Below are 20,309 nucleotides of genomic sequence, written 5' to 3' on the forward strand. Positions count from 1 at the left end.
CCAGGTGGGTCGCGAGCTCAAACATCCCAGCGCCTTTTTGACCCGCATGCCTTCCTGATATGGAGCTTTTATGAAATTTCTTTCACCGCTCGCCCTGCTGACCCTTTGCAGTGTGTTGGCTGCTCCCGTGATGGCTGACGAGGAGGCACCGGGCTTGACCGGTTGTGCCGCCAAGAAACAAGGCATCATCAACCAGATCGAACTGGCCAAGGCCCACGGCAACGCCGAGCAACAGGCGGGTCTGGAAAAAGCCCTGAGCGAAGTCACGGCGAACTGCACTGACGCGTCGCTGCAGAAAGAACGGGAAAACAAGGTGCTCGACGCCCGGCACGAAGTCAGCCAGCGTCAGGCGGATCTGGACAAGGCCATGAAAAAAGGCGATCCGGACAAGATCAACAAACGCAAAGACAAACTCGCCGAGGCCCGCAAGGAATTGCAGGACGCGCTGGATGAGCTGGATAAGTAAGAACAGGTGACGGGCAGAAGTCTTTGGCGCCACCGAAGCAGCCATCGCGAGCAAGCTCGCTCCTGCAGGTCATCAACTCACCTGTCGGAACGAGACTGCTCCGGGCACATCAATGATCCCGAAACGCCTTGTGACAGGCACTGCAAGCGTCTTCGACTTTCTGCACCGCCGGCCCCAGGTTGCTGGCCTTGTAGGGCTGAACCTGACTGGCAATCACCAGTTCACCAGTGGCCGACTCAAGGTCCTTGGCCATGCCCTGGAAGCGAGCCTGCTGCTCCCAGACGTCGCTCTTGGCGCTGGTGTGATCTTCTTCGCGCACTTGCGGGAAGTGCTTCCACGGCTCATGGGACAGCGCATCAAGCTTCACCGCGCCCTCGGCGAACTTCGGACCGTCGAAAGGAATGCGACCCCGTAACATGCCGCCCAGATCTTCACCGGTCTTGAGCATCTGCTTGAAAATAGCCTTTCGCTGTCCAAGTGGGGAGTTAGGATCGATACCGCCACAGGCGGTGAGTGTCAGGCAGGCCAGCAATACAACAGAAAGTCTTTTGAGAGTCATGGTGGCTTCAGGTCGCGGAAAACGACGGCCAGTATCCCCGCCTCATGGGCAAAGACCAATACCCCTATGATCAATACGGGTTGCCATTTACATGAAACTTTTCGGCAACCGGCAAAGGAAACAATTGATGAACAGCCGTTTCAAGGCATGGCGACACAGCCTGGCCTGGACCCTGCCCATGGTAGCCCTGCTCGCAGGCTGCACCGGTGGCGACAACAACAAGCCGAAAACCCACGCCCTGGCCACTTACTCAAGTGCGACCTGGGAAGCATTGCCAGCGGTGTCCGACACCGACCTGGTGGCCGGTTTCGGCTCGTGGCGCAGCGCATGCACGCGACTCAAGGCCGACCCGGTCTGGGGCGCGACCTGCGCGGCGGCGGCCAATGTGCCGCAGACCGCCAGCGACATTCGTGGCTTTCTCAAGCAGAACCTCGACGTCTATGGCTTGCGCGCGGCCGACAACAAGGCTGACGGCTTGATCACCGGCTACTACGAGCCGGTCTATCCCGGCAGCCTGACCCAGACCAGCGTCGCCAACGTGCCGGTGTATGGCGTTCCCGAAGACATGATCATTGTCTCCCTCGACAGCCTCTACCCGGAACTCAAGGGCAAACGCTTGCGTGGCCGCCTCGAAGGTCGCGTGCTCAAGCCATACGACGACGCCGCCACCATCGAGAGCAAAGGCGTCAAGGCACCGGTCGTGGCCTGGCTGACCGACCCGATGAACCTGCAGTTCCTGCAGATCCAGGGCTCGGGCCGTATACAGCTCGACAACGGCCGTCAGTTGCGCATCGCCTATGCCGACCAGAACGGTCATCCCTATCGGCCGATCGGTCGCTGGCTGGTGGAACAGGGCGAGTTGAAGAAAGAAGACGTGACCATGGGCGCGATCAGCGACTGGGCCAAGGCCAACCCGACACGCATTCCGGAACTGCTCGGCAGCAACCCGAGCTACGTATTTTTCACCCGCAACCCGGACAGCAACGAAGGCCCGCGTGGCTCGCTGAACGTGCCGCTGACTGCGGGTTACAGCGCAGCGGTGGATCGCAAGGTGATTCCGTTGGGTAGCCTGTTGTGGTTGTCGACCACCAAGCCGGATGGCACGGCGCTGGTGCGCCCGGTGGCAGCACAGGATACCGGTGGTGCAATCACAGGCGAAGTGCGTGCCGACCTGTTCTGGGGCACCGGCGATGCCGCCGGGAAACTGGCCGGGGACATGAAGCAGCAGGGACAGATCTGGATGCTCTGGCCGAAGGGTGCTGCGCTGCCACAAGTGCCGCAGGTGGCGGACGCGCAGAAGACCACCCCGTAAGTACCAAAATCTGCAGGAGCCACCCGCAGCAAACCGGCTCCTGCAGATTTACCCGTCAGGCAGACACCACAAAGAAACTCACGATCAGGCCCATCCCGACAAACCACACCAGCGAGCGCAGTGTCGCCCAGTCTGCCAGGTAGCAAATGATGTAGAGCAGGCGGCTGGTGATGAACAGCACCGCCAGCACGTTGACCGTCACCAGTTGGGCAGTACCGACCAGATGCGCGACGATCACCGCAGCGGCGAACGCCGGGGTCACTTCGAAACCATTGAGTTGCGCCGCATGCGCGCGCCGGCCCAAGCCATTCAAGGACTCCAGAAAGTCCCGCGGATCATGGTTGTCTCTCAGCCGATAACCGCCAACGGCCTTGGCAATGCCCGTGCACAGATAGGGCAGAAAAATCGCGATCAAAACGCACCACAGAGCAATCGTCATAAGTCATCCCTTGTTCAGAATTTCATCACCAGCATGCCGATCAATACCAGTCCACAAGCTAAGAGCCGGGGCCGGCCAAAAGGTTCTTTCAGGTAACGCATGCCAAACAGCACCACCAGGATGACGCTGATTTCACGCAGCGCCGCCGCCTCGGCGATCGAGCCCAACTGCATCGCCCACAGCACCAGAGCGTAGCTGAACAACACGCAGAATCCGACGGCCAGGCCCAATCGCCATTGCTCACGCCAGAACAGCATGAACGCCGGCCGTTTACGCACCAGCGCCAACAACGGGAATGGCCAGGCGCTGAGCAGCGTAACCCAGACCAGGTAGTCCAATGGATGCGACCAGCGCCGCAGCGCCTGGCCATCGATGTAGGTGTAGCAACCGATACACAGGCCGATCAACGCCACCACCGGCAGCATCGACCAGGGAAGACGCGCACCGCCCCCACCCTGCCAGAGCAGACACAACATGCCGAACGGGATCAGCAGAATGCCGAAGATCTGCTGATCGGTCAGCACTTCGCCGGCGAAGATCAGCGTCAACGCCAGCACCACCAAGGGGGAAAGGCCACGCATCAACGGATACACCAGCCCGAGATCACCCACTCGATAGGCCTGGATCAACAAATAGCGATAAAGCAATTCGAACGCTGCCGATGCCAGTATCCACGGCCAGATTTCAATCGGTGGCAGCGTCACGAACGGGTACAGGACCGCGCCAAACAGCAGCGCCACGCTGTCCATGCAGGCCACCACCAGCAAACGCTCGGCGCTGAACTTGATCAGGGTATTCCACGCGGCGTGCAACAGCGCCGCCATCAACACCAATGCCGTCGCAAGCACGGCCTACTCCTTTTTATGGTTTTTCACGCCCACGACCAATCCACGCAGAGAATTGATTCGCCATATTTCAGCGTCTGTTTATACTGCAACCGACCACGCCGCACTCAGTTGCGCACAGACCAATTCCAATAAAAACCCTGCCCGGTCCGCTCTCGCCAAGAACGGACATCGGCCTGCGTATGCCTGATCACAGCGTCAAGACTACCGACAGAGACCTTGCGCATGCCACTCGCTTTGCTTGCCCTTGCTGTTGCCGCCTTCGGCATCGGCACCACCGAATTCGTCATCATGGGCCTGTTGCCCGATGTCGCCCGCGACCTTGGTGTCAGCATTCCTGACGCCGGCCTGCTGATTACCGGTTACGCGTTGGGCGTGGTATTCGGTGCGCCGATTCTCGCCATCGGCACCACCAACATGCCACGCAGGGCCACGCTGCTGGGCATGACCCTGATGTTCATCCTCGGCAACATGCTCTGCGCCCTGGCCCCGAACTACGCGACGTTGATGGCCGCGCGGGTGGTCACCGCTCTATGCCATGGGGCGTTCTTCGGCATCGGCTCGGTGGTGGCGGCCGGGCTGGTCGCGCCAAACAAACGCGCCCAGGCCATTGCCATGATGTTCACCGGCCTGACCCTGGCCAACGTGCTCGGTGTGCCGCTGGGTACCGCGCTCGGGCAGTACGCCGGCTGGCGTTCAACGTTCTGGGCGGTGTCGGTGATCGGTGTGATTGCCGCGCTCGCCCAATGGTGGTGGCTGCCGAAGAACATCGCGATGGACAAAGCCAACCTGGCCAGCGAGTTCAAAGTGTTGGGAAAGGTCAACGTGCTGCTGGCACTGGGCATGAGTGTGCTGGCCTCGACCAGCCTGTTTAGCGTGTTTACCTACATCGCACCGATCCTGCAGGACATCACTGGTGTCAGCCCCCACGGCGTGACCCTAATGTTGCTGCTGTTCGGTACCGGCTTGACCGCGGGCAGCATGCTCGGCGGGCGCCTGGCGGACAGCCGCTTGTTGCCATCGCTGGTAGGCATGGCCCTGGCGGTGGTGTTGGTGCTGGCTGCGTTCACTCAAACCAGCCACTCGGTGATCCCGGCAGCAATCACGCTGGTGCTGTGGGGCACGTTTGCTTTCGCCCTGTGCCCGATCCTGCAGTTGTTGATCATCGATCAGGCCCACGAAGCGCCGAACCTGGGCTCGACCCTGAACCAGAGCGCCTTCAACCTGGGCAACGCGGCCGGGGCCTGGATTGGCGGCTTGGTGGTGGCCAGCGGTGCCGACCTGGCGGACCTGCCCTGGACCGGCGCACTGGTCAGCGGGTTGACGGTGCTGGCGGCACTGTTTTTCATCTATCGTCAGCGCCGTGCTGCAACCGCGCTTGATCTGGCGGGCTGAACATCAACTGGACGGTTTTTTGAGCTTCTGCGGATCAGGCGCTTCGCTCGGCTCCGCTGACTCTTTCGGCGGGCCGCTTTCACTGCGAATTTGCGCATGGCTGATCAAGGCGAAAATGAAACTGCCGCCGATGATGTTCCCCGCCAGTGTGGGCCCGGCAAACACCAGCCAGAAATCCTTCCACGGCAGTTCGCCGGCGAACACCAGGTAAGACACCTCAGCAGAACCGACGACGATGTGGGTGAAATCCCCCAGGGCCATGAGGTAAGTGATCAGGATGATGATCCACATCTTGGCGCTTTCCATGGACGGAATCATCCACACCATGGTCGCGATCATCCACCCGGAAATGATGCCCTTGGCGAACATCTGGCTGGCGTCGTTTTCCATGACTTTGCGGCCGATGTCGAGGAAGGCGATGTCGGTCTTGCTGTCGAAGATCGGCAGCTCCAGCATCACGTACGCCACCAGCAAGGTGCCGCAAAGGTTGCCGAACAGCACCACGGCCCACAACCGCAGCAAACGACCGAAATTGTTCAGGGTTGGCTTGGTCATCACCGGCAACACCGCGGTGAGGGTGTTTTCGGTGAACAGCTGCTGGCGGGCGAGGATCACGGCGAGAAACCCGGCGCAGTAGCCGAAGCTGGCGACCACCTTGAACCCATCGCCATCCGGCAAGCGCGAGTTGAGCAAGCCCATGCCCATCAGCGACAGGCCCATGGTCAGCCCCGCCGCCAGCGCCGACCACCACAACGCGGCAATGCTGCGCTCCAGTTCCTGATCGCCCTGGGTGCGGATGATTTCATGCAGGACCGCCGCTCGGGGTGGCTGGCTTTTCTCGACTTCGTGCTCTTCTTTCGCCGAAAGGTTCGGGGTCTTGCCGTCTGGTGCCGAGTTCATGATGTGCGCAACCGGTGGCGGACTATTTAGCTACGACCTATGCAGCGGGGATTCGGTTCTGTAGGAGCGAGCATGCTCGCGATGGTCGTTAACGATAACGATGGGCACCTGACACCCGGCGGTGTTTTCGAGTCCTTCGTCGGAACGCCGCCCGGAACAAGCTCGCTCCCACATTTGATCTTCAGTGGACACAGAATTAGTGCCCGAAAGTGATCCCTGGTGGGAGCGAGCTTGCTCGCGATGAAGCCAGCACCGATATCACTTGGTAACCAGCTCATCTTCCTTGAACTGGTCCTTGACGTACTTGATCTCGGTGCGGCCGTGGGGTGCCGGCAAGCCGTCTTCGCCAAGGTTCACAAAGACCATTTTCTCGACGGTGAGAATGCTCTTGCGGGTGATCTTGTTGCGCACTTCGCAGGTCAGGGTGATCGAGGTGCGACCGAACTCGGTGGCGGTAATGCCCAGCTCGATGATGTCGCCCTGGCGCGAGGCGCTGACGAAGTTGATTTCGGAGATGTACTTGGTCACTACGCGCTGGTTGCCCAACTGAACGATGGCGTAGATCGCCGCTTCTTCATCGATCCAGCGCAACAGGCTGCCACCAAACAACGTGCCGTTGGGGTTGAGGTCTTCGGGTTTTACCCATTTGCGGGTGTGGAAATTCATATTCACTCCTGACCATCTTGCCGATTGATGCCCGGCATCATGGCAGAGCCCGGGCCAGAGCACTATTTGGCTTCGACTATGGTCTCGATTACCGTTCGGACATTGACTGACGGAAACACTTTGGAAGATCAGCATAGCCCGCTATAATCGCCCCCGTTTCAAAACGGTAACCTCCACTTGCTACCGTTTTCCCGCCACCTGTCCGAGGGGCGCTGCAGCAGGTTCAACCTGTCAGGCTCGGATGGGGCGTTGCATGGCCTCAAGGCTACGCACTAAACGCACAACGGCGCCCATTCGCATACATTACGAATGGAGGCTCTTCATGAGCGCTGTCAACACGCCTGCAGATTTCACCGACTACAAAGTCGCCGACATGTCCCTGGCTGCCTGGGGCCGTCGCGAAACCATCATCGCCGAATCGGAAATGCCGGCCCTGATGGGTCTGCGTCGCAAGTACGCCGAAGAGCAACCGCTCAAGGGCGCGAAGATCCTCGGCTGCATCCACATGACCATTCAGACTGCCGTGCTGATCGAAACCCTGGTTGCCCTGGGTGCCGAAGTACGCTGGTCGTCCTGCAACATTTTCTCGACTCAAGACCAGGCCGCTGCGTCCATCGCCGCTGCCGGCATCCCGGTTTTCGCCTGGAAAGGTGAAACCGAACAAGAGTACGAGTGGTGCCTGGAGCAAACCATCCTGAAAGATGGCGCGCCTTGGGATGCCAACATGATCCTCGACGACGGTGGCGACCTGACCGAGCTGCTGCACAAGAAATACCCACAGGTTCTGGATCGCGTCCACGGCGTGACCGAAGAAACCACCACCGGCGTTCACCGCCTGCTGGACATGCTGGCCAAGGGCGAGCTGAAGATCCCGGCCATCAACGTCAACGACTCGGTGACCAAGAGCAAGAACGACAACAAGTACGGCTGCCGTCACAGCCTGAACGACGCGATCAAGCGCGGTACCGACCACCTGCTGTCCGGCAAGCAAGCGCTGGTCATCGGTTACGGTGACGTGGGCAAGGGCTCGGCCCAGTCCCTGCGTCAGGAAGGCATGATCGTCAAGGTTTCCGAAGTCGATCCGATCTGCGCCATGCAAGCCTGCATGGACGGCTTTGAACTGGTTTCGCCGTTCATCGACGGTATCAACACCGGCAGCGAAGACAGCATCGACAAGGCCCTGCTGGGCAAGATCGACCTGATCGTGACCACCACCGGTAACGTCAATGTTTGCGACGCCAACATGCTCAAAGCCCTGAAGAAGCGTGCTGTTGTCTGCAACATCGGTCACTTCGACAACGAAATCGACACCGCTTTCATGCGCAAGAACTGGGCATGGGAAGAAGTGAAGCCACAGGTACACAAGATCCACCGTACCGGTGCTGGCGCGTTCGACGCTCAGAACGACGACTACCTGATCCTGCTGGCCGAAGGCCGCCTGGTGAACCTGGGTAACGCCACCGGTCACCCTAGCCGCATCATGGACGGTTCGTTCGCCAACCAGGTCCTGGCGCAGATCTTCCTGTTCGGCCAGAAGTACGCCGACCTGTCGCCAGCCCAGAAAGCCGAGCGCCTGACCGTTGAAGTACTGCCGAAGAAACTCGACGAAGAAGTGGCCCTGGAAATGGTCCGCGGCTTCGGTGGCGTCGTGACTCAACTGACCAAGACCCAGGCCGACTACATCGGCGTGACCGTCGAAGGTCCGTTCAAGCCGCACGCTTATCGCTACTGATCGGCCGGCGCCTCCCCTGTAGGAGCGAGCATGCTCGCGATGGACGTTAACGTTGACGCGTATAGTCTGGATAAACGCGTTGTCCTTACGTTTTTCGCGAGCATGCTCGCTCCTACAGTTGATTGGCGTCCGTCTTACGCGTTTCCAAGGATATGACCATGTCCCAAGATCGTCGCTACAGCTTCGAGTTCTTCCCGACGAAGACCGATGCTGGGCATGAAAAGCTGCTCGCCACTGCTCGCCAGTTGGCCACCTACAACCCCGATTTCTTCTCCTGCACCTACGGCGCCGGCGGTTCGACCCGCGATCGCACGCTCAACACCGTGTTGCAGCTCGAAAGCGAAGTTAAAGTCCCTGCCGCGCCACATTTGTCCTGCGTTGGCGACAGCAAGGACGACTTGCGCGGCCTGCTGAGCGAATACAAGGCGGCCGGCATCAAGCGTATCGTTGCCCTGCGCGGTGACCTGCCTTCGGGCATGGGCATGGCCAGCGGTGAAATGCGCCACGCCAACGACCTGGTTGAATTCATTCGTGAAGAAACCGGCGATCATTTCCACATTGAAGTAGCCGCCTACCCGGAGATGCACCCGCAAGCGCGCAACTTCGAAGACGACCTCGCCAACTTCGTGCGCAAGGCCAACGCCGGCGCTGATAGCGCGATCACCCAGTACTTCTTCAACGCCGACTGCTACTTCTACTTCGTCGAGCGTGTACGGGCGATGGGCGTGAACATCCCGATCGTGCCGGGCATCATGCCGATCACCAACTACAGCAAACTGGCGCGCTTCTCCGATGCCTGCGGTGCGGAAATCCCGCGCTGGATCCGCAAGCAGCTGGAAGCCTACGGCGATGACACCCTGAGCATTCAACGCTTTGGCGAACAGGTCATCACCGAGATGTGCGAACAGCTGCTGCAAGGTGGCGCACCAGGCCTGCACTTCTACACACTCAATCAGGCTGACGCGAGCCTGGCGGTGTGGAACAACCTGAAGTTGCCGCGCTAATTCGCAGTACCGTTCAATCAAAAGATCGCAGCCGTTGATCGTGCCCAAAGGGATTAAACATTCCGTAGAAGGCACCGTTTACGGCTGCGATTTTTTGCTTTTTACGCGCCTTTTTTGTGCGGCAATCCACGGAGTTAGAGCATCTGCGGTCAGTTTCTGGCTCTTTGTGCTTTCTCGTCGTAATCTCAAACCCATGCCTTTGATCACGCAACTTTTCGCCGCGCTGGTTTTCGCTTGCCTGAGCTTCGCCGCCCAAGGCGAGAAGCTGCGCATCGTCACCGAACCGTGGGCGCCTTACGTGTACGAGGAAAATGGCGAAGCCCTGGGGCTGGACTACGAGACCACCGCCATTGTCTTCAAACGCCTGGGCATCGATGTGCAATGGCAGTTCCTGCCGTGGAAGCGCTGCCTGTCGATGCTGGAGTCGGGACAGGCCGATGGCGCGCTGGATATTTTCCACAGCGACGAGCGTGACGCCACATTGCTGTATCCCAGCGAGCCGCTCTCGGACGTGCAGTTCGTGATGTTCTACGCCAACGACCGGCCGCACCCGTTCCGCACCCTCGAAGACCTGAGCGGGCTGACCGTTGGCACCTCGCCGGGTTACCTGTACAGCAAGGATTTCAGCGAGTCGACGCTGTTTACCCGCGAGCCGGCGCCGACCCACGAAGCCAATTTCGGCAAGCTGCTACGCGGTCGGATTGACCTGCTGATCACTGATCGCCGAGTCGGCCAGCATTTGATTGATGAGTTGGGCATCCGCGACAAGATCACTGAAAACCCTTTGGTGATCAGCCAGCAAAGCCAGTACCTGGCCGTGCGCCGCAACGCAGGCATGGATCTGTTGGTGCAGCGATTCGGCGCCGAGCTCAAACGTTTCAAGCGTGAACCTGCCTATGCAGAATTGAGTGCCCGCTACGGCGCGGAACCTGCTGCCATGGTGAAGACTGAAAACAACACGGTGGCCGCAGAGAAAACCGTTGAGCAGCATGAAAGCAGCGCGCAGTGATTGCTCTGTTATACTCCGGCTTTTCCGCCAGGCTCACGCCCGGACGCTCGGACTCGTTCAAGGCATCTCGACACCGCTACTGCGCAGCTTCACAGCCCGCGCGAGCGCTTGCGGATGAGCCTTCGAGCCCCAGCAGGACCGGACGCGATAGCGTCACCTTAAACGCCATTCGCGCCAGGCAAGACTCCCATTGGGCCAAGCCCTAACTAAAACAGGATTTCTCATGTCCTTTGCTTCCCTCGGTCTCTCCGAGGCTTTAGTCCGTGCCATCGAGGCGGCGGGCTATACCGAGCCTACTCCGGTGCAACAGCGGGCCATTCCCGCCGTGTTGCAAGGTCGCGACCTGATGGTTGCGGCACAGACAGGTACTGGTAAAACCGGCGGTTTCGCCCTTCCGATCCTGGAGCGGTTGTTCCCCAACGGTCACCCGGACAAATCCCAGCGTCACGGCCCGCGCCAACCCCGCGTCCTGGTCCTGACCCCGACCCGCGAACTCGCGGCACAGGTGCACGAGAGCTTCAAGGTCTATGCCCGTGACCTGAAATTCGTCAGCGCCTGCATCTTCGGCGGCGTCGGCATGAACCCCCAGGTTCAAGCCATGTCCCGTGGCGTAGACGTGCTGGTGGCCTGCCCGGGCCGCCTGCTCGACCTGGCCGGCCAAGGCAGCGTCGACCTGTCCCACGTGGAAATCCTCGTGCTGGACGAAGCCGACCGCATGCTCGACATGGGCTTTGTCCATGACGTGAAGAAAGTCCTGGCCCGTCTGCCAGCCAAACGCCAGAACCTGCTGTTCTCGGCGACCTTCTCCAAGGACATCACCGACCTCGCCGGCAAGTTGCTGCACAACCCGGAACGCATCGAAGTAACGCCGCCGAACACCACGGTCGAGCGCATCGAACAACGCGTATTCCGCCTGCCGGCCAGCCACAAGCGTGCCTTGTTGGCGCACCTGATCACCGCCGGTGCCTGGGAACAGGTCCTGGTGTTCACCCGCACCAAGCATGGCGCCAACCGCCTGGCCGAGTACCTGGACAAGCACGGCCTGAGCGCTGTCGCCATCCACGGCAACAAGAGCCAGAACGCCCGCACCAAAGCCCTGGCCGACTTCAAGGCCGGCACCGTGCGCATCCTGGTCGCCACCGACATCGCCGCCCGCGGCCTCGACATCGACCAGTTGCCACACGTGGTCAACTTCGAATTGCCGAACGTCGATGAAGACTACGTGCACCGTATCGGCCGTACCGGCCGTGCCGGTCGTTCGGGCGAAGCGATCTCGCTGGTCGCTCCGGACGAAGAAAAACTGCTGAAAAGCATCGAGCGCATGACCAAGCAGAAGATCGCCGATGGCGACCTGATGGGCTTCGATGCCAGCACCGTGGAAGCCGAGAAGCCTGAAGCGCGCGAGCGTCCGGACATGCGCAACCCGCGCAATCCACGCGGCCCACGCGGCGACGGTCCGAATGGTGGCGGTGGCGGTCGTAAAGACAAGGGCAAAGACAAGGGCAAGGAAAAATCCGGCTCGGGCGAAAAAACCGAGCGCGGCGAGCGTCCTGCCCGTCAGCAAAAACCACGCGAAGGCACGCCGGCACGCGAACAGCGTCCGAGCCAACCGCCACGTGCTGCCGCTGACCGTGCCCCGGATGAGTTCCTCGACGACGACATCGATAACTTCGGTAACCGTGTTGACTACGTACCGCAGCAGAAACCGGCTCCTGGCCGTGGTCGCCGCCCGGGTGCTCCGGCACAAGGTGGCGCTGGCGGTTCGGGTGCTCCACGCTCGGGCAAACCCCAGGGCGGTCGCCAGAACGGTCCGCGCAACAGCGACGGCGCCAGCACCGGTACGCCACCTGCCAAGCGTAACGGCCCGCGCAACGGTGCTCCGCGTGATGGCCAGGCCCGTCGCGAAGACTCGCGCAATCGCCGCCCGGCCCGTGACGACCAGTCACGCTCCGAGCCGGCCGTGCAGAACCCGCGCGGTCCTGCGCCGAAGATCATGCACAAGGAGTCCAAGGCCGATCGCTTCCCGACCCCTGAGCAACTCGATCAACTGCCAAGCCGTCCTCGCGGTGAAAAACCGGCATTGCTGACCCGCAATCGCTGATTGGTCGCGGCACTGAAAAATGCCTCGGTTCGAAAGAATCGGGGCATTTTTTATGGGCGATGCAAATACCTGTGGGAGGTGCGCATTGACCGCAGTTGTTTTGTTCGGCCAATAAAAAACGCCCCTGACCTTTCGATCAGAGGCGTTTTTTGTCAGGCGCGAAAATTACTTCGCTTTGACACCTTCAAAGGTCACGTACAGCTCAACCGCGTCGGACTGTGGGCCCAAGTCCATCATCTTGCCGAAATCAGAACGCTTGATGCTGGTGGTGCCTTCAAAGCCTGCACGGTAGCCGCCCCACGGGTCTTTACCTTCACCCAGGAAAGTCGCCTTGACCACGACTGGCTTGGTCACGCCGGCAATGGTCAGGTCGCCGGTTACGTCGGCAGTGACTTTGCCGTCAGCGTTTTTGCCGGTGGTTTTAACAGCGGTGGACTTGAAGGTCGCTTTCGGGAAATCAGCCACTTTCAGGAAGTCTTTGCTGGAGATGTGCTTGTCACGTTCAGCGTTGTTGGTGAAAACGCTGGCGGTGTTGACGTTGAACTCGATCTTGCTGTCTTCAGGCTTGGCAGCGTCGAAGCTGAAAGTGCCGTCGATGTCCTTGAAGGTACCGGTGATGTAGCTGTAGCCAAGGTGGCTGATCTTGAAGTCGACGAAGGCGTGCTGGCCTTGTTTGTCGACGGTGTAGTCAGCGGCCATTACGTTTCCGGCGGACAGCAACGCGGAACCGATTGCCAGAGCGGCGAGAGTCTTTTTCAACATGCTTTGTTTTCCTTGGGAGTCGAGGTTGAACTTCAGGCTTTGCGACCGAGCATTCGCTTGAGGGTCACATCACGGTCGATAAAGTGGTGCTTCAATGCTGCCAACGCATGGAGGCCAGAAAAAATTACCAGCGCCCACGCCAGGTAGAGGTGAATCGCACCGGCGTTGTCTGCCTGGTCCGGTAGCCCGGAAACCAGTGCAGGCACTTCAAACCAGTCAAACACCGGTATCCCGACACCTTCTGCGGTGGAAATCAGGTAACCGGCAATCATCACAGCGAACAGACACAGGTACAAAAAGGCATGACCGAACTTGGCGCCCAGACGCGTCATGCGGCTGTAGCTGTCCAGGGTAGGCGGTGGCGGGCTGATGAAACGCCACAACACACGCAACACCATGACCGCCAGCAGGATCAGACCGATGCTTTTGTGCAGGTCTGGCCCGGCCTTGCGCCATGGGTCGTAGTAACCAAGGCCAACCATCCACAGCCCGAGGCCGAACAAACCGAAAACGGCGAGTGCCACGCCCCAGTGCATGAAGATGCTGACCCAGCCGTAGCGGGAGGTTGAGTTACGTAGCTGCATTGCCTGGATCCTTGTAAGTGCTGCGCCAAGACTATCGAGTTACCTATCGATTTAAAGCGGAAAATTTCGCTTTGAAATATCGAGAAATACGATCAAGAGTCTGAAATAGGTCAGTTAAGAAAAGATTAACGTCCAATGTGTGTACAAGAATGTAGCCCAATCAAGTAACACTTTTGCCAAAAGGTTTATTCGATTGGGTGGTTCGCTTTTCTTCAGGCATAAAAAAACGCGGCATTTGCGCCGCGTTTTTCGTGAAACAAAGGCTTACTGCGCCTTGCTGTCCGTTGCCGGAGCGGCCGGGGTGGCAGCAGGTTTGGCTGCCGGCTTCTTCGCCGGTTCTGCCTTCTTGGCAGGCGCCTTGGCCGGGGCTTTTTTCGCCTCGGACTTGGCAGCCGGTTTCGCAGCCGCCTTGGCCGGCGCTTTCTTCGCAGGCTCGGCTTTTACCGGCGCTGCCGCAGGCTTCGGTGCCTCGACAGGTGCCGGAGCGGCGACCGGTGCCGGGGCAGGCGCTGGAGCAGGCGGTGCTACCGGCTCAGGCGCTTTGGCCGGCTCCGGTTTCTTGTCGTCATCGGAACCACCGAACAGGTTGCTGAAGAACCCGCCCTTCTTCGCCGCCGCGGCACCTGCGCCCGCTGCAGCAGCGGTTGCGGCTGCCGACGGGCCGACTTTCGCTGGTTCGAAGGATTTACCGGCTGCCAGATCTTCAACCTGGCTGGCCGCGCGCTGGCCAGTGCGCAGTGCACCTTCCAGGGTGCCCGGGTACAGGGTGTCGGTGTGCTCACCGGCGAAGGTTACGCGCTGGATCGGACGCTCCCACAGGCGCCAGAACTTGCTGATCTGGCCCGGGCCGAAGGCCAGGTAGGCACCACCGGTGGACGGGTCGGTGCTGTAGCGACGGATTTCATAACCGGTGAAGGCACCGCGTGCCTGTGGATAGAAGGCATGCAGGCGAATCAGCACCTGATCGACCATCTGTTTGTCGCCGAACGCCTGCATCACCCGGGCGTTGTCGCCGGACAGGTTGATCACCACGTTGGCGCCGCCCTTCAGCGCAGGCTCGATCCACAGCATGCCCAGACCGGCGTTGCTGAAAATCTCGCCGGACATGCGCGCCTTGGACTCCCAGACCGGGGTCTTGAACTTGAGCATGATCTGGTCGCGCCAGCCGTAGTTGGTGCCCTTGATGGCGGCCAGGTGCTGGGCATCCAGCGCCGGGGTCATCGCGATTTTGTTCAACGCACGCAATGGCACGGCCAGCACGACGTAGTCAGCCTGATAGGCGACGTTGTCGACTTTTACGCTCACACCATCCTTGTCCTGAACAATCGCCGAGACCGGGGAGTTGGTCTTGAACACTTTCAGCTGTTTGACGAAGGCCTGGGCCAGCACGGCGCTGCCGCCAACCAGACGCGAGGCACGCAGGTCACGGTCGGAGATGCCGCGATAGACCCGGCTCTGCTGGGCGAAGTACAGCAGCGACAGGCGCGAAGGCTCGTCGTAATGGGTACGGATGTCCTGGTTGATCAACTGGCGGGCCGTGGCCGGCAGGTTCTGCTTGTCGAGCCAGCTGGAGACGTTGATCTGGTCCAGAGCATGCAGGGTGTTGTTCGCGGCCGGGTTCAACGGGTCGTCAATCGAGCGCGCCAGATCGTCCAGGGTCTTTTCGTAGGCTTTCAGCGCGGCAGCGGTGGCCGGCTGCTTGGTGGCCAGGTCAGCGGCCGAGAAGTATTCGCCATCGATCAGGTAACCCGGGGTGCGCACGAACTCCGGGGCCGGCGTGGTGCTCAGCTTGAAGGTCGACACGTACTTGTTCAGTACCGGCTGGGTCTTGTCGTTGCCGATCCACTCGCTGGTGGCCATGCCGGAACGACCGCCCAGGCTCGATTTGGCTTCCAGCAGGGTCACCTGCCAGCCCTTGTTCTGCAGCTCGTAGGCCGCGGTCAGGCCGGACAGGCCGCCGCCGACCACGATCGCGGTTTTATCCTTGGCCAGCGCAGACACGCTGAACAGCCCCAACATCACCAGCGCACAGGCGCGCAGCCAACCGACAGACATTCAGCGAACTCCGGAAATACACGATTGAAATAGCAGTTTTTACGAGCCAGACGGCTCAAGAACCGCGAAGAATACGTCAGCCATCAAAAGGCCGCCAGCAACGTCTATCGCCCCATACAAAGTAGCTCAATCAGCGCAATGGGTTGTTCCCGCGGCAAGCATTGCATAGGCTTGCGCGATTGTTTGTCCGCATGTGACACGGACCGCCTCGAGGAGAGTGAAAATGGGCCTGAATAACCAGTGGATGCAGCGCGATCTCGCCGTGTTGTGGCATCCCTGCACCCAGATGAAAGATCACGAACAACTGCCGCTGATCCCGATCAAGCGCGGTGAAGGTGTCTGGCTGGAAGATTTCGAAGGCAAGCGCTACCTCGACGCGGTCAGCTCCTGGTGGGTCAATGTGTTCGGCCACGCCAACCCGCGCATCAACCAGCGCATCAAGGACCAGGTCGATCAACTGGAGCATGTGATCCTCGCCGGCTTCAGCCATCAGCCGGTGATCGAGCTGTCCGAGCGCCTGGTGAAAATGACCCCGGAAGGCCTGACCCGCTGCTTCTACGCCGACAACGGTTCGTCCTGCATCGAAGTCGCGCTGAAAATGAGCTTCCATTACTGGCTCAACCGCGGTCAGCCGAACAAGAAACGCTTTGTCACCCTGACCAACAGCTACCACGGCGAAACCATGGCGGCGATGGCGGTCGGCGACGTGCCGCTGTTCACCGAAACCTACAAAGCCCTGCTGATGGACACCATCAAAGTGCCAAGCCCCGATTGCTACCTGCGTCCGGAGGGTATGAGCTGGGAAGAGCACTCGCGAAACATGTTCGCGGCCATGGAACAGACGCTGGCGGAAAACCACGACAGCGTTGCGGCAGTGATCGTCGAACCGCTGATCCAGGGCGCTGGCGGCATGCGCATGTACCACCCGGTGTACCTCAAGTTGCTGCGCGAAGCCTGCGACCGTTATGGCGTGCACCTGATCCATGACGAAATCGCCGTCGGCTTCGGCCGCACCGGCACCATGTTCGCCTGTGAGCAAGCCGGCATCCGTCCGGACTTCCTGTGCCTGTCCAAGGCCCTGACCGGCGGCTACCTGCCACTGGCGGCGTGCATGACCACCGATGAGGTCTACAGCGCGTTCTACGACGACTACCCGACCCTGCGCGCTTTCCTGCATTCCCACAGCTACACCGGCAACCCCCTGGCGTGCGCGGCGGCACTGGCGACCCTGGACATTTTCGAAGAAGACAATGTCATCGAAAACAACAAGGCCCTGGCGCAGCGCATGGCCTCGTCCACCGCACACCTGGTCGATCACCCGAACGTCAGTGAAGTGCGCCAGACCGGCATGGTACTGGCCATCGAGATGGTCAAGGACAAGGCGAGCAAAGAGGCTTACCCGTGGCAGGAGCGCCGTGGCCTGAAAGTGTTTCAGCATGCTTTGGAGCGTGGTGCTTTACTGCGGCCATTGGGTAGCGTGGTGTACTTCCTGCCGCCCTACGTGGTTACGCCGGAGCAGATCGATTTCCTGGCGCAGGTGGCCAGTGAAGGTATCGACATTGCGACCCGTGATAGCGTGAGTGTCGCGGTACCGAAGGACTTTCACCCGGGCTTCCGTGATCCGGGTTGATTGATTTCACTTGAGCTTCTGTGGTGTCAGGGCTGGCGCCTTCGCGGGCAAGCCCGGCTCCCACAATTGACCGCATTCCAAGGTGGGAGCGAGCTTGCTCGCGATGGCGTCGCCAAGACCTGCACATGAATTACAGAGACCCGAAATGAGACTGTCCCGCTTCTTCGTCGACACCCCACTGAGCACCGGCGAACACGAGTTGCCCGAAGCCCAGGCCCACTACATCAGCCGTGTGCTGCGCATGGCCGAGGGCGATGCCCTGCAACTGTTCGACGGTTCAGGCCAGGAATTTCGCGCTGCGCTGGTCGAAGTCGGCAAGAAACGTGTCGTGGTGCAGATCGACGAACAATTTGCCGGCCAGGTGGAATCCCCCCTGGCGATCCATCTCGGCCAGGGCCTGTCCCGGGGCGAGCGTATGGATTGGGCGATTCAGAAAGCCACGGAACTGGGCGTCAGCGAGATCACCCCGATCTTCACCGAACGCTGTGAAGTGCGCCTGAAGGACGAACGCGCCGACAAGCGCCTGCTGCACTGGCGTCAGGTGGCGATCAGCGCCTGCGAACAGTGTGGACGTTCACGGGTGCCGGTGATTCATCCACCGTTATTGCTGGCGGACTGGCTGAAGCAGACGCAGGCCGAGTTGAAGCTGGTGCTGCACCCGGTGGCAGAGCCGCTGACCAGCCATGCCAGGCCTGCGACGCTGGCGTTTCTGATCGGGCCTGAGGGCGGCTTGTCGGATGCGGAAGTGGATCAGGCCAAAGGTGCCGGCTTCCACGCCGCACGCCTGGGCCCGCGAGTGTTGCGCACCGAGACGGCGCCGGTGGTGGCTTTGTCTGTCGCCCAGCAGCTTTGGGGGGACTTTTAAGACCCCTTCGCGAGCAAGCTCGCTCCTACAATTAATCTCAGTCGTGCACAAAACCGGTGTTCACTGAAGATCTACTGTGGGAGCGAGCCTGCTCGCGATGGTCGCGACGTGGTCTCACAGGACATAAAAGAAAATCGCCACAAAGTGCAGCAAGCTTCCGGCAATCACGAACAGATGCCATATCCCATGGGCATGCCGCAGCCGATGGTCGAGGGCAAAAAAGATGATGCCCACGGTGTACAACACACCGCCTGAAGCCAACCACGCAAACCCCGCACCACCCAACGCCGCCAGCAACGGCTTGACCGCCACCAACACGATCCAGCCCATCACTGCGTAAATCACGATCGACAGTATTCGTGCTTCCGAGCGCGGCTTTATTTCCTGCAAGATACCGATCAGCGCCAGCCCCCAGACAATCCCGAACAGGGTCCAGCCCCAGGGCCCGCGCAGGGTCACCAGGCAGAACGGCGTGTAGCTGCCGGCGATCAGCAGGTAGATCGAAAAATGATCAACCTTCTTCATGATCGCCTTTTTGCGCCCGCGCACGCTGTGATACACGGTCGATGCGCTGTAAAGCACGAGCAATGTAAAGGCGTAGATCGCCATGCTGACAATCTTCCACGGACTGCCGTCGAGGCTGGCCAGCACAATCAGCCAGACCCCACCGACAAACGCCGCTACCGCCCCCACCAAATGCGTCCAGGCGTTCAGTCTTTCCCCGTGATACATGAATCGCTTACCTCTAATTTCAGTACCGCAGTACGCAAGGCTCAGGCCTTGAGCGTAAAAGCGCAATGTTGCAGAACACAACTCCCCACCTGTAGGAGCGAGCTTGCTCGCGATGGAGGGCATGAACGACAAGGGTTTACTGCTGCCCCGCGTTATCGTTTACGACCATCGCCAGCAAGCCGGCTCCTACAAAAGCTCACATGCGTGCACAATCGAGTCATTCCAAGAAGAGTTCGCACGATGTTGATCGATGAAGAATTGACCCTGAAAAAACTCGAGGTGTTCCTAGCCTTCATGCGCACCGGCAATCTGGCGCGGGCCGCTGTGGAGTTGCAGACCAGCAACGTCAGTGTGCACCGGGCGATCCACTCGCTGGAGAATGCGCTGCGCTGCCCGCTGTTCAAGCACGAAGGCCGTAACCTGACGCCGCTGGAAAGCGCCTACGTGCTTGAAGAGCGCGCGCAGAAGCTGATTCAGGACGTCGTCGAAAGCGTGCGCCTGACCCGCGAGGCCGCCGGCTTCTCTGCCGAGCGTTTCAAGCTTGGCTCGTTGTACTCCCTGACGGTCAAGACCGTTCCGCAACTGATCATGGGCCTGAAGATCCGTCGCAGTGAGCTCAACATCGACCTGATCCTCGGCTCGAACATCGACCTGCTCTACAAGCTCAAGAACATGGAAGTCGATGCGATCCTGGTGTCGCTGGATGACAGTGTGAATGACCCGGACTGCGAGCAGATTCCGCTGTTCTCCGACGACATCTTTCTCGCTACACCGGCCGATTCGAAGTTTGCCCAACGCAGCGAAGTCGACCTTGCCGAAGTCCGCGACGAAACCTTCATCACCCTGACCCAGGGCTTCGCCACTCATCAGGACGGCAAGCGCGTGTTCGAGCAGGCGGGGTTCGAGCCGAAGGTGGCGATGCAGGTCAACGACATCTTCACCTTGTTGAGCATGGTCAGTTCGGGAGTGGGTTATGCGTTGCTGCCGGGCAGGATTGCGGCGGTGTACGAGAACCGGGTGAAGCTGATTCCGTTGCAAGAGCAGTACCGCTTGCAGCAGCACATTGGCGTGGTGTTCTTGAAGGCCAAGGAGCGGGATCCGAATCTGTTGGCGTTGCTGGCGGAGTGTCGGATGTATGCCAATCGCCAGGTTTGAAGAAGCCCATGTGGCGAGGGAGCTTGCTCCCGTTCGGGTGCGAAGCGCCCGCGAAATCTACCCACCGGTTTTTCCTGACTCATCTCGGTGTCAGATAT

Annotated in this window: 19 protein-coding genes and 1 riboswitch; of the genes, 10 read left to right on the top strand and 9 right to left on the bottom strand. The window is 60.2% G+C overall.

What is annotated here, in order from left to right; translation table 11 throughout:
- The first annotated feature begins 70 nt into the window (after positions 1 to 70).
- Positions 71 to 466, top strand: a complete 396-nt coding sequence (locus EIY72_RS05245) for a DUF1090 domain-containing protein (protein WP_093229247.1) — start codon at positions 71 to 73, stop codon at positions 464 to 466.
- A gap of 109 nt (positions 467 to 575) precedes the next feature.
- Here EIY72_RS05245 and EIY72_RS05250 read toward each other — a convergent pair whose 3' ends face one another.
- Entirely contained in the window at positions 576 to 1,025 is a 450-nt protein-coding gene (locus tag EIY72_RS05250) for a c-type cytochrome (RefSeq protein ID WP_093229244.1), read from the bottom strand.
- A 127-nt stretch (positions 1,026 to 1,152) separates the two neighbouring features.
- Here EIY72_RS05250 and mltA point away from each other — a divergent pair, with 127 nt between their 5' ends.
- A complete protein-coding gene (gene mltA, locus EIY72_RS05255; RefSeq protein WP_093229240.1) occupies positions 1,153 to 2,337 on the top strand; it encodes a murein transglycosylase A in 1,185 nt (394 codons plus the stop codon).
- A gap of 55 nt (positions 2,338 to 2,392) precedes the next feature.
- Here mltA and EIY72_RS05260 read toward each other — a convergent pair whose 3' ends face one another.
- Positions 2,393 to 2,776 carry an MAPEG family protein gene (locus tag EIY72_RS05260; RefSeq protein WP_093229236.1) on the bottom strand — a complete coding sequence of 128 codons (384 nt, stop codon included), beginning with the start codon at positions 2,774 to 2,776 and terminating at the stop codon, positions 2,393 to 2,395.
- Between the two features lie 14 nt (positions 2,777 to 2,790).
- Positions 2,791 to 3,624, bottom strand: coding sequence for an EamA family transporter (locus EIY72_RS05265; RefSeq protein ID WP_093229229.1), 834 nt, complete (start codon positions 3,622 to 3,624; stop codon positions 2,791 to 2,793).
- Between the two features lie 222 nt (positions 3,625 to 3,846).
- On the opposite strand from EIY72_RS05265, the gene EIY72_RS05270 reads away from it, so the two are divergent.
- Positions 3,847 to 5,016, top strand: a complete 1,170-nt coding sequence (locus tag EIY72_RS05270; RefSeq protein WP_093229226.1) for an MFS transporter — start codon at positions 3,847 to 3,849, stop codon at positions 5,014 to 5,016.
- 3 nt (positions 5,017 to 5,019) lie between these two features.
- Here EIY72_RS05270 and EIY72_RS05275 read toward each other — a convergent pair whose 3' ends face one another.
- Positions 5,020 to 5,916 (bottom strand): formate/nitrite transporter family protein, encoded by an 897-nt coding sequence (locus tag EIY72_RS05275; protein ID WP_093229224.1) that lies wholly within the window; start codon positions 5,914 to 5,916, stop codon positions 5,020 to 5,022.
- Between the two features lie 258 nt (positions 5,917 to 6,174).
- Positions 6,175 to 6,582: an acyl-CoA thioesterase gene (locus tag EIY72_RS05285; protein WP_003229043.1), complete on the bottom strand. Its 408-nt coding sequence runs from the start codon at positions 6,580 to 6,582 to the stop codon at positions 6,175 to 6,177.
- 198 nt (positions 6,583 to 6,780) lie between these two features.
- A riboswitch (S-adenosyl-L-homocysteine riboswitch) is annotated at positions 6,781 to 6,881 on the top strand.
- Between the two features lie 23 nt (positions 6,882 to 6,904).
- Here EIY72_RS05285 and ahcY point away from each other — a divergent pair.
- From ahcY to rhlE2, 4 genes are all read left to right on the top strand, one after another.
- Positions 6,905 to 8,314 (top strand): adenosylhomocysteinase, encoded by a 1,410-nt coding sequence (gene ahcY / locus EIY72_RS05290; RefSeq protein WP_093229220.1) that lies wholly within the window; start codon positions 6,905 to 6,907, stop codon positions 8,312 to 8,314.
- A 158-nt stretch (positions 8,315 to 8,472) separates the two neighbouring features.
- Positions 8,473 to 9,318: a methylenetetrahydrofolate reductase [NAD(P)H] gene (gene metF / locus EIY72_RS05295; protein WP_093229218.1), complete on the top strand. Its 846-nt coding sequence runs from the start codon at positions 8,473 to 8,475 to the stop codon at positions 9,316 to 9,318.
- A gap of 193 nt (positions 9,319 to 9,511) precedes the next feature.
- Entirely contained in the window at positions 9,512 to 10,327 is an 816-nt protein-coding gene (locus EIY72_RS05300) for a substrate-binding periplasmic protein (protein ID WP_093229215.1), read from the top strand.
- 223 nt (positions 10,328 to 10,550) lie between these two features.
- Positions 10,551 to 12,428: an RNA helicase RhlE2 gene (rhlE2, locus tag EIY72_RS05305; RefSeq protein ID WP_093229212.1), complete on the top strand. Its 1,878-nt coding sequence runs from the start codon at positions 10,551 to 10,553 to the stop codon at positions 12,426 to 12,428.
- A gap of 165 nt (positions 12,429 to 12,593) precedes the next feature.
- On the opposite strand, the gene EIY72_RS05310 is transcribed toward rhlE2, so the two are convergent.
- From EIY72_RS05310 to EIY72_RS05320, 3 genes are all read right to left on the bottom strand, one after another.
- Positions 12,594 to 13,190, bottom strand: coding sequence for a YceI family protein (locus tag EIY72_RS05310; protein ID WP_093229209.1), 597 nt, complete (start codon positions 13,188 to 13,190; stop codon positions 12,594 to 12,596).
- Between the two features lie 32 nt (positions 13,191 to 13,222).
- Positions 13,223 to 13,774 (bottom strand): cytochrome b, encoded by a 552-nt coding sequence (locus EIY72_RS05315; protein ID WP_093229206.1) that lies wholly within the window; start codon positions 13,772 to 13,774, stop codon positions 13,223 to 13,225.
- Positions 13,775 to 14,038: 264 nt separating this feature from the next.
- A complete protein-coding gene (locus EIY72_RS05320; protein ID WP_093229203.1) occupies positions 14,039 to 15,829 on the bottom strand; it encodes a flavin monoamine oxidase family protein in 1,791 nt (596 codons plus the stop codon).
- A gap of 223 nt (positions 15,830 to 16,052) precedes the next feature.
- On the opposite strand from EIY72_RS05320, the gene EIY72_RS05325 reads away from it, so the two are divergent.
- On the top strand, positions 16,053 to 17,459 hold the full coding sequence (locus tag EIY72_RS05325; RefSeq protein WP_093229200.1) for an adenosylmethionine--8-amino-7-oxononanoate transaminase: 1,407 nt from the start codon (positions 16,053 to 16,055) through the stop codon (positions 17,457 to 17,459).
- 145 nt (positions 17,460 to 17,604) lie between these two features.
- Positions 17,605 to 18,324, top strand: coding sequence for a 16S rRNA (uracil(1498)-N(3))-methyltransferase (locus tag EIY72_RS05330; protein WP_093229197.1), 720 nt, complete (start codon positions 17,605 to 17,607; stop codon positions 18,322 to 18,324).
- 114 nt (positions 18,325 to 18,438) lie between these two features.
- On the opposite strand, the gene trhA is transcribed toward EIY72_RS05330, so the two are convergent.
- The gene (trhA, locus tag EIY72_RS05335; protein WP_093229194.1) at positions 18,439 to 19,056 is read right to left on the bottom strand and encodes a PAQR family membrane homeostasis protein TrhA; all 618 of its coding nucleotides are present in this window, start codon (positions 19,054 to 19,056) and stop codon (positions 18,439 to 18,441) included.
- Between the two features lie 240 nt (positions 19,057 to 19,296).
- Here trhA and EIY72_RS05340 point away from each other — a divergent pair, with 240 nt between their 5' ends.
- On the top strand, positions 19,297 to 20,211 hold the full coding sequence (locus EIY72_RS05340) for a LysR family transcriptional regulator (RefSeq protein WP_093229191.1): 915 nt from the start codon (positions 19,297 to 19,299) through the stop codon (positions 20,209 to 20,211).
- The last annotated feature ends 98 nt before the right edge of the window (positions 20,212 to 20,309 follow it).

The organism is Pseudomonas vancouverensis, from assembly GCF_004348895.1.
GTDB lineage: Bacteria > Pseudomonadota > Gammaproteobacteria > Pseudomonadales > Pseudomonadaceae > Aquipseudomonas > Aquipseudomonas vancouverensis.

Coding starts and splice junctions, on each gene's coding strand:
- EIY72_RS05325 (WP_093229200.1), top strand. CDS start 16,053: ATGGGCCTGAATAACCAGTGGATGCAGCGCGATCTCGCCGTGTTGTGG.
- EIY72_RS05320 (WP_093229203.1), bottom strand. CDS start 15,829: ATGTCTGTCGGTTGGCTGCGCGCCTGTGCGCTGGTGATGTTGGGGCTG.
- mltA (WP_093229240.1), top strand. CDS start 1,153: ATGAACAGCCGTTTCAAGGCATGGCGACACAGCCTGGCCTGGACCCTG.
- metF (WP_093229218.1), top strand. CDS start 8,473: ATGTCCCAAGATCGTCGCTACAGCTTCGAGTTCTTCCCGACGAAGACC.
- EIY72_RS05260 (WP_093229236.1), bottom strand. CDS start 2,776: ATGACGATTGCTCTGTGGTGCGTTTTGATCGCGATTTTTCTGCCCTAT.
- EIY72_RS05275 (WP_093229224.1), bottom strand. CDS start 5,916: ATGAACTCGGCACCAGACGGCAAGACCCCGAACCTTTCGGCGAAAGAA.
- rhlE2 (WP_093229212.1), top strand. CDS start 10,551: ATGTCCTTTGCTTCCCTCGGTCTCTCCGAGGCTTTAGTCCGTGCCATC.
- trhA (WP_093229194.1), bottom strand. CDS start 19,056: ATGTATCACGGGGAAAGACTGAACGCCTGGACGCATTTGGTGGGGGCG.
- EIY72_RS05270 (WP_093229226.1), top strand. CDS start 3,847: ATGCCACTCGCTTTGCTTGCCCTTGCTGTTGCCGCCTTCGGCATCGGC.
- EIY72_RS05340 (WP_093229191.1), top strand. CDS start 19,297: ATGTTGATCGATGAAGAATTGACCCTGAAAAAACTCGAGGTGTTCCTA.
- EIY72_RS05285 (WP_003229043.1), bottom strand. CDS start 6,582: ATGAATTTCCACACCCGCAAATGGGTAAAACCCGAAGACCTCAACCCC.
- EIY72_RS05250 (WP_093229244.1), bottom strand. CDS start 1,025: ATGACTCTCAAAAGACTTTCTGTTGTATTGCTGGCCTGCCTGACACTC.
- EIY72_RS05315 (WP_093229206.1), bottom strand. CDS start 13,774: ATGCAGCTACGTAACTCAACCTCCCGCTACGGCTGGGTCAGCATCTTC.
- EIY72_RS05300 (WP_093229215.1), top strand. CDS start 9,512: ATGCCTTTGATCACGCAACTTTTCGCCGCGCTGGTTTTCGCTTGCCTG.
- EIY72_RS05330 (WP_093229197.1), top strand. CDS start 17,605: ATGAGACTGTCCCGCTTCTTCGTCGACACCCCACTGAGCACCGGCGAA.
- EIY72_RS05245 (WP_093229247.1), top strand. CDS start 71: ATGAAATTTCTTTCACCGCTCGCCCTGCTGACCCTTTGCAGTGTGTTG.
- ahcY (WP_093229220.1), top strand. CDS start 6,905: ATGAGCGCTGTCAACACGCCTGCAGATTTCACCGACTACAAAGTCGCC.
- EIY72_RS05310 (WP_093229209.1), bottom strand. CDS start 13,190: ATGTTGAAAAAGACTCTCGCCGCTCTGGCAATCGGTTCCGCGTTGCTG.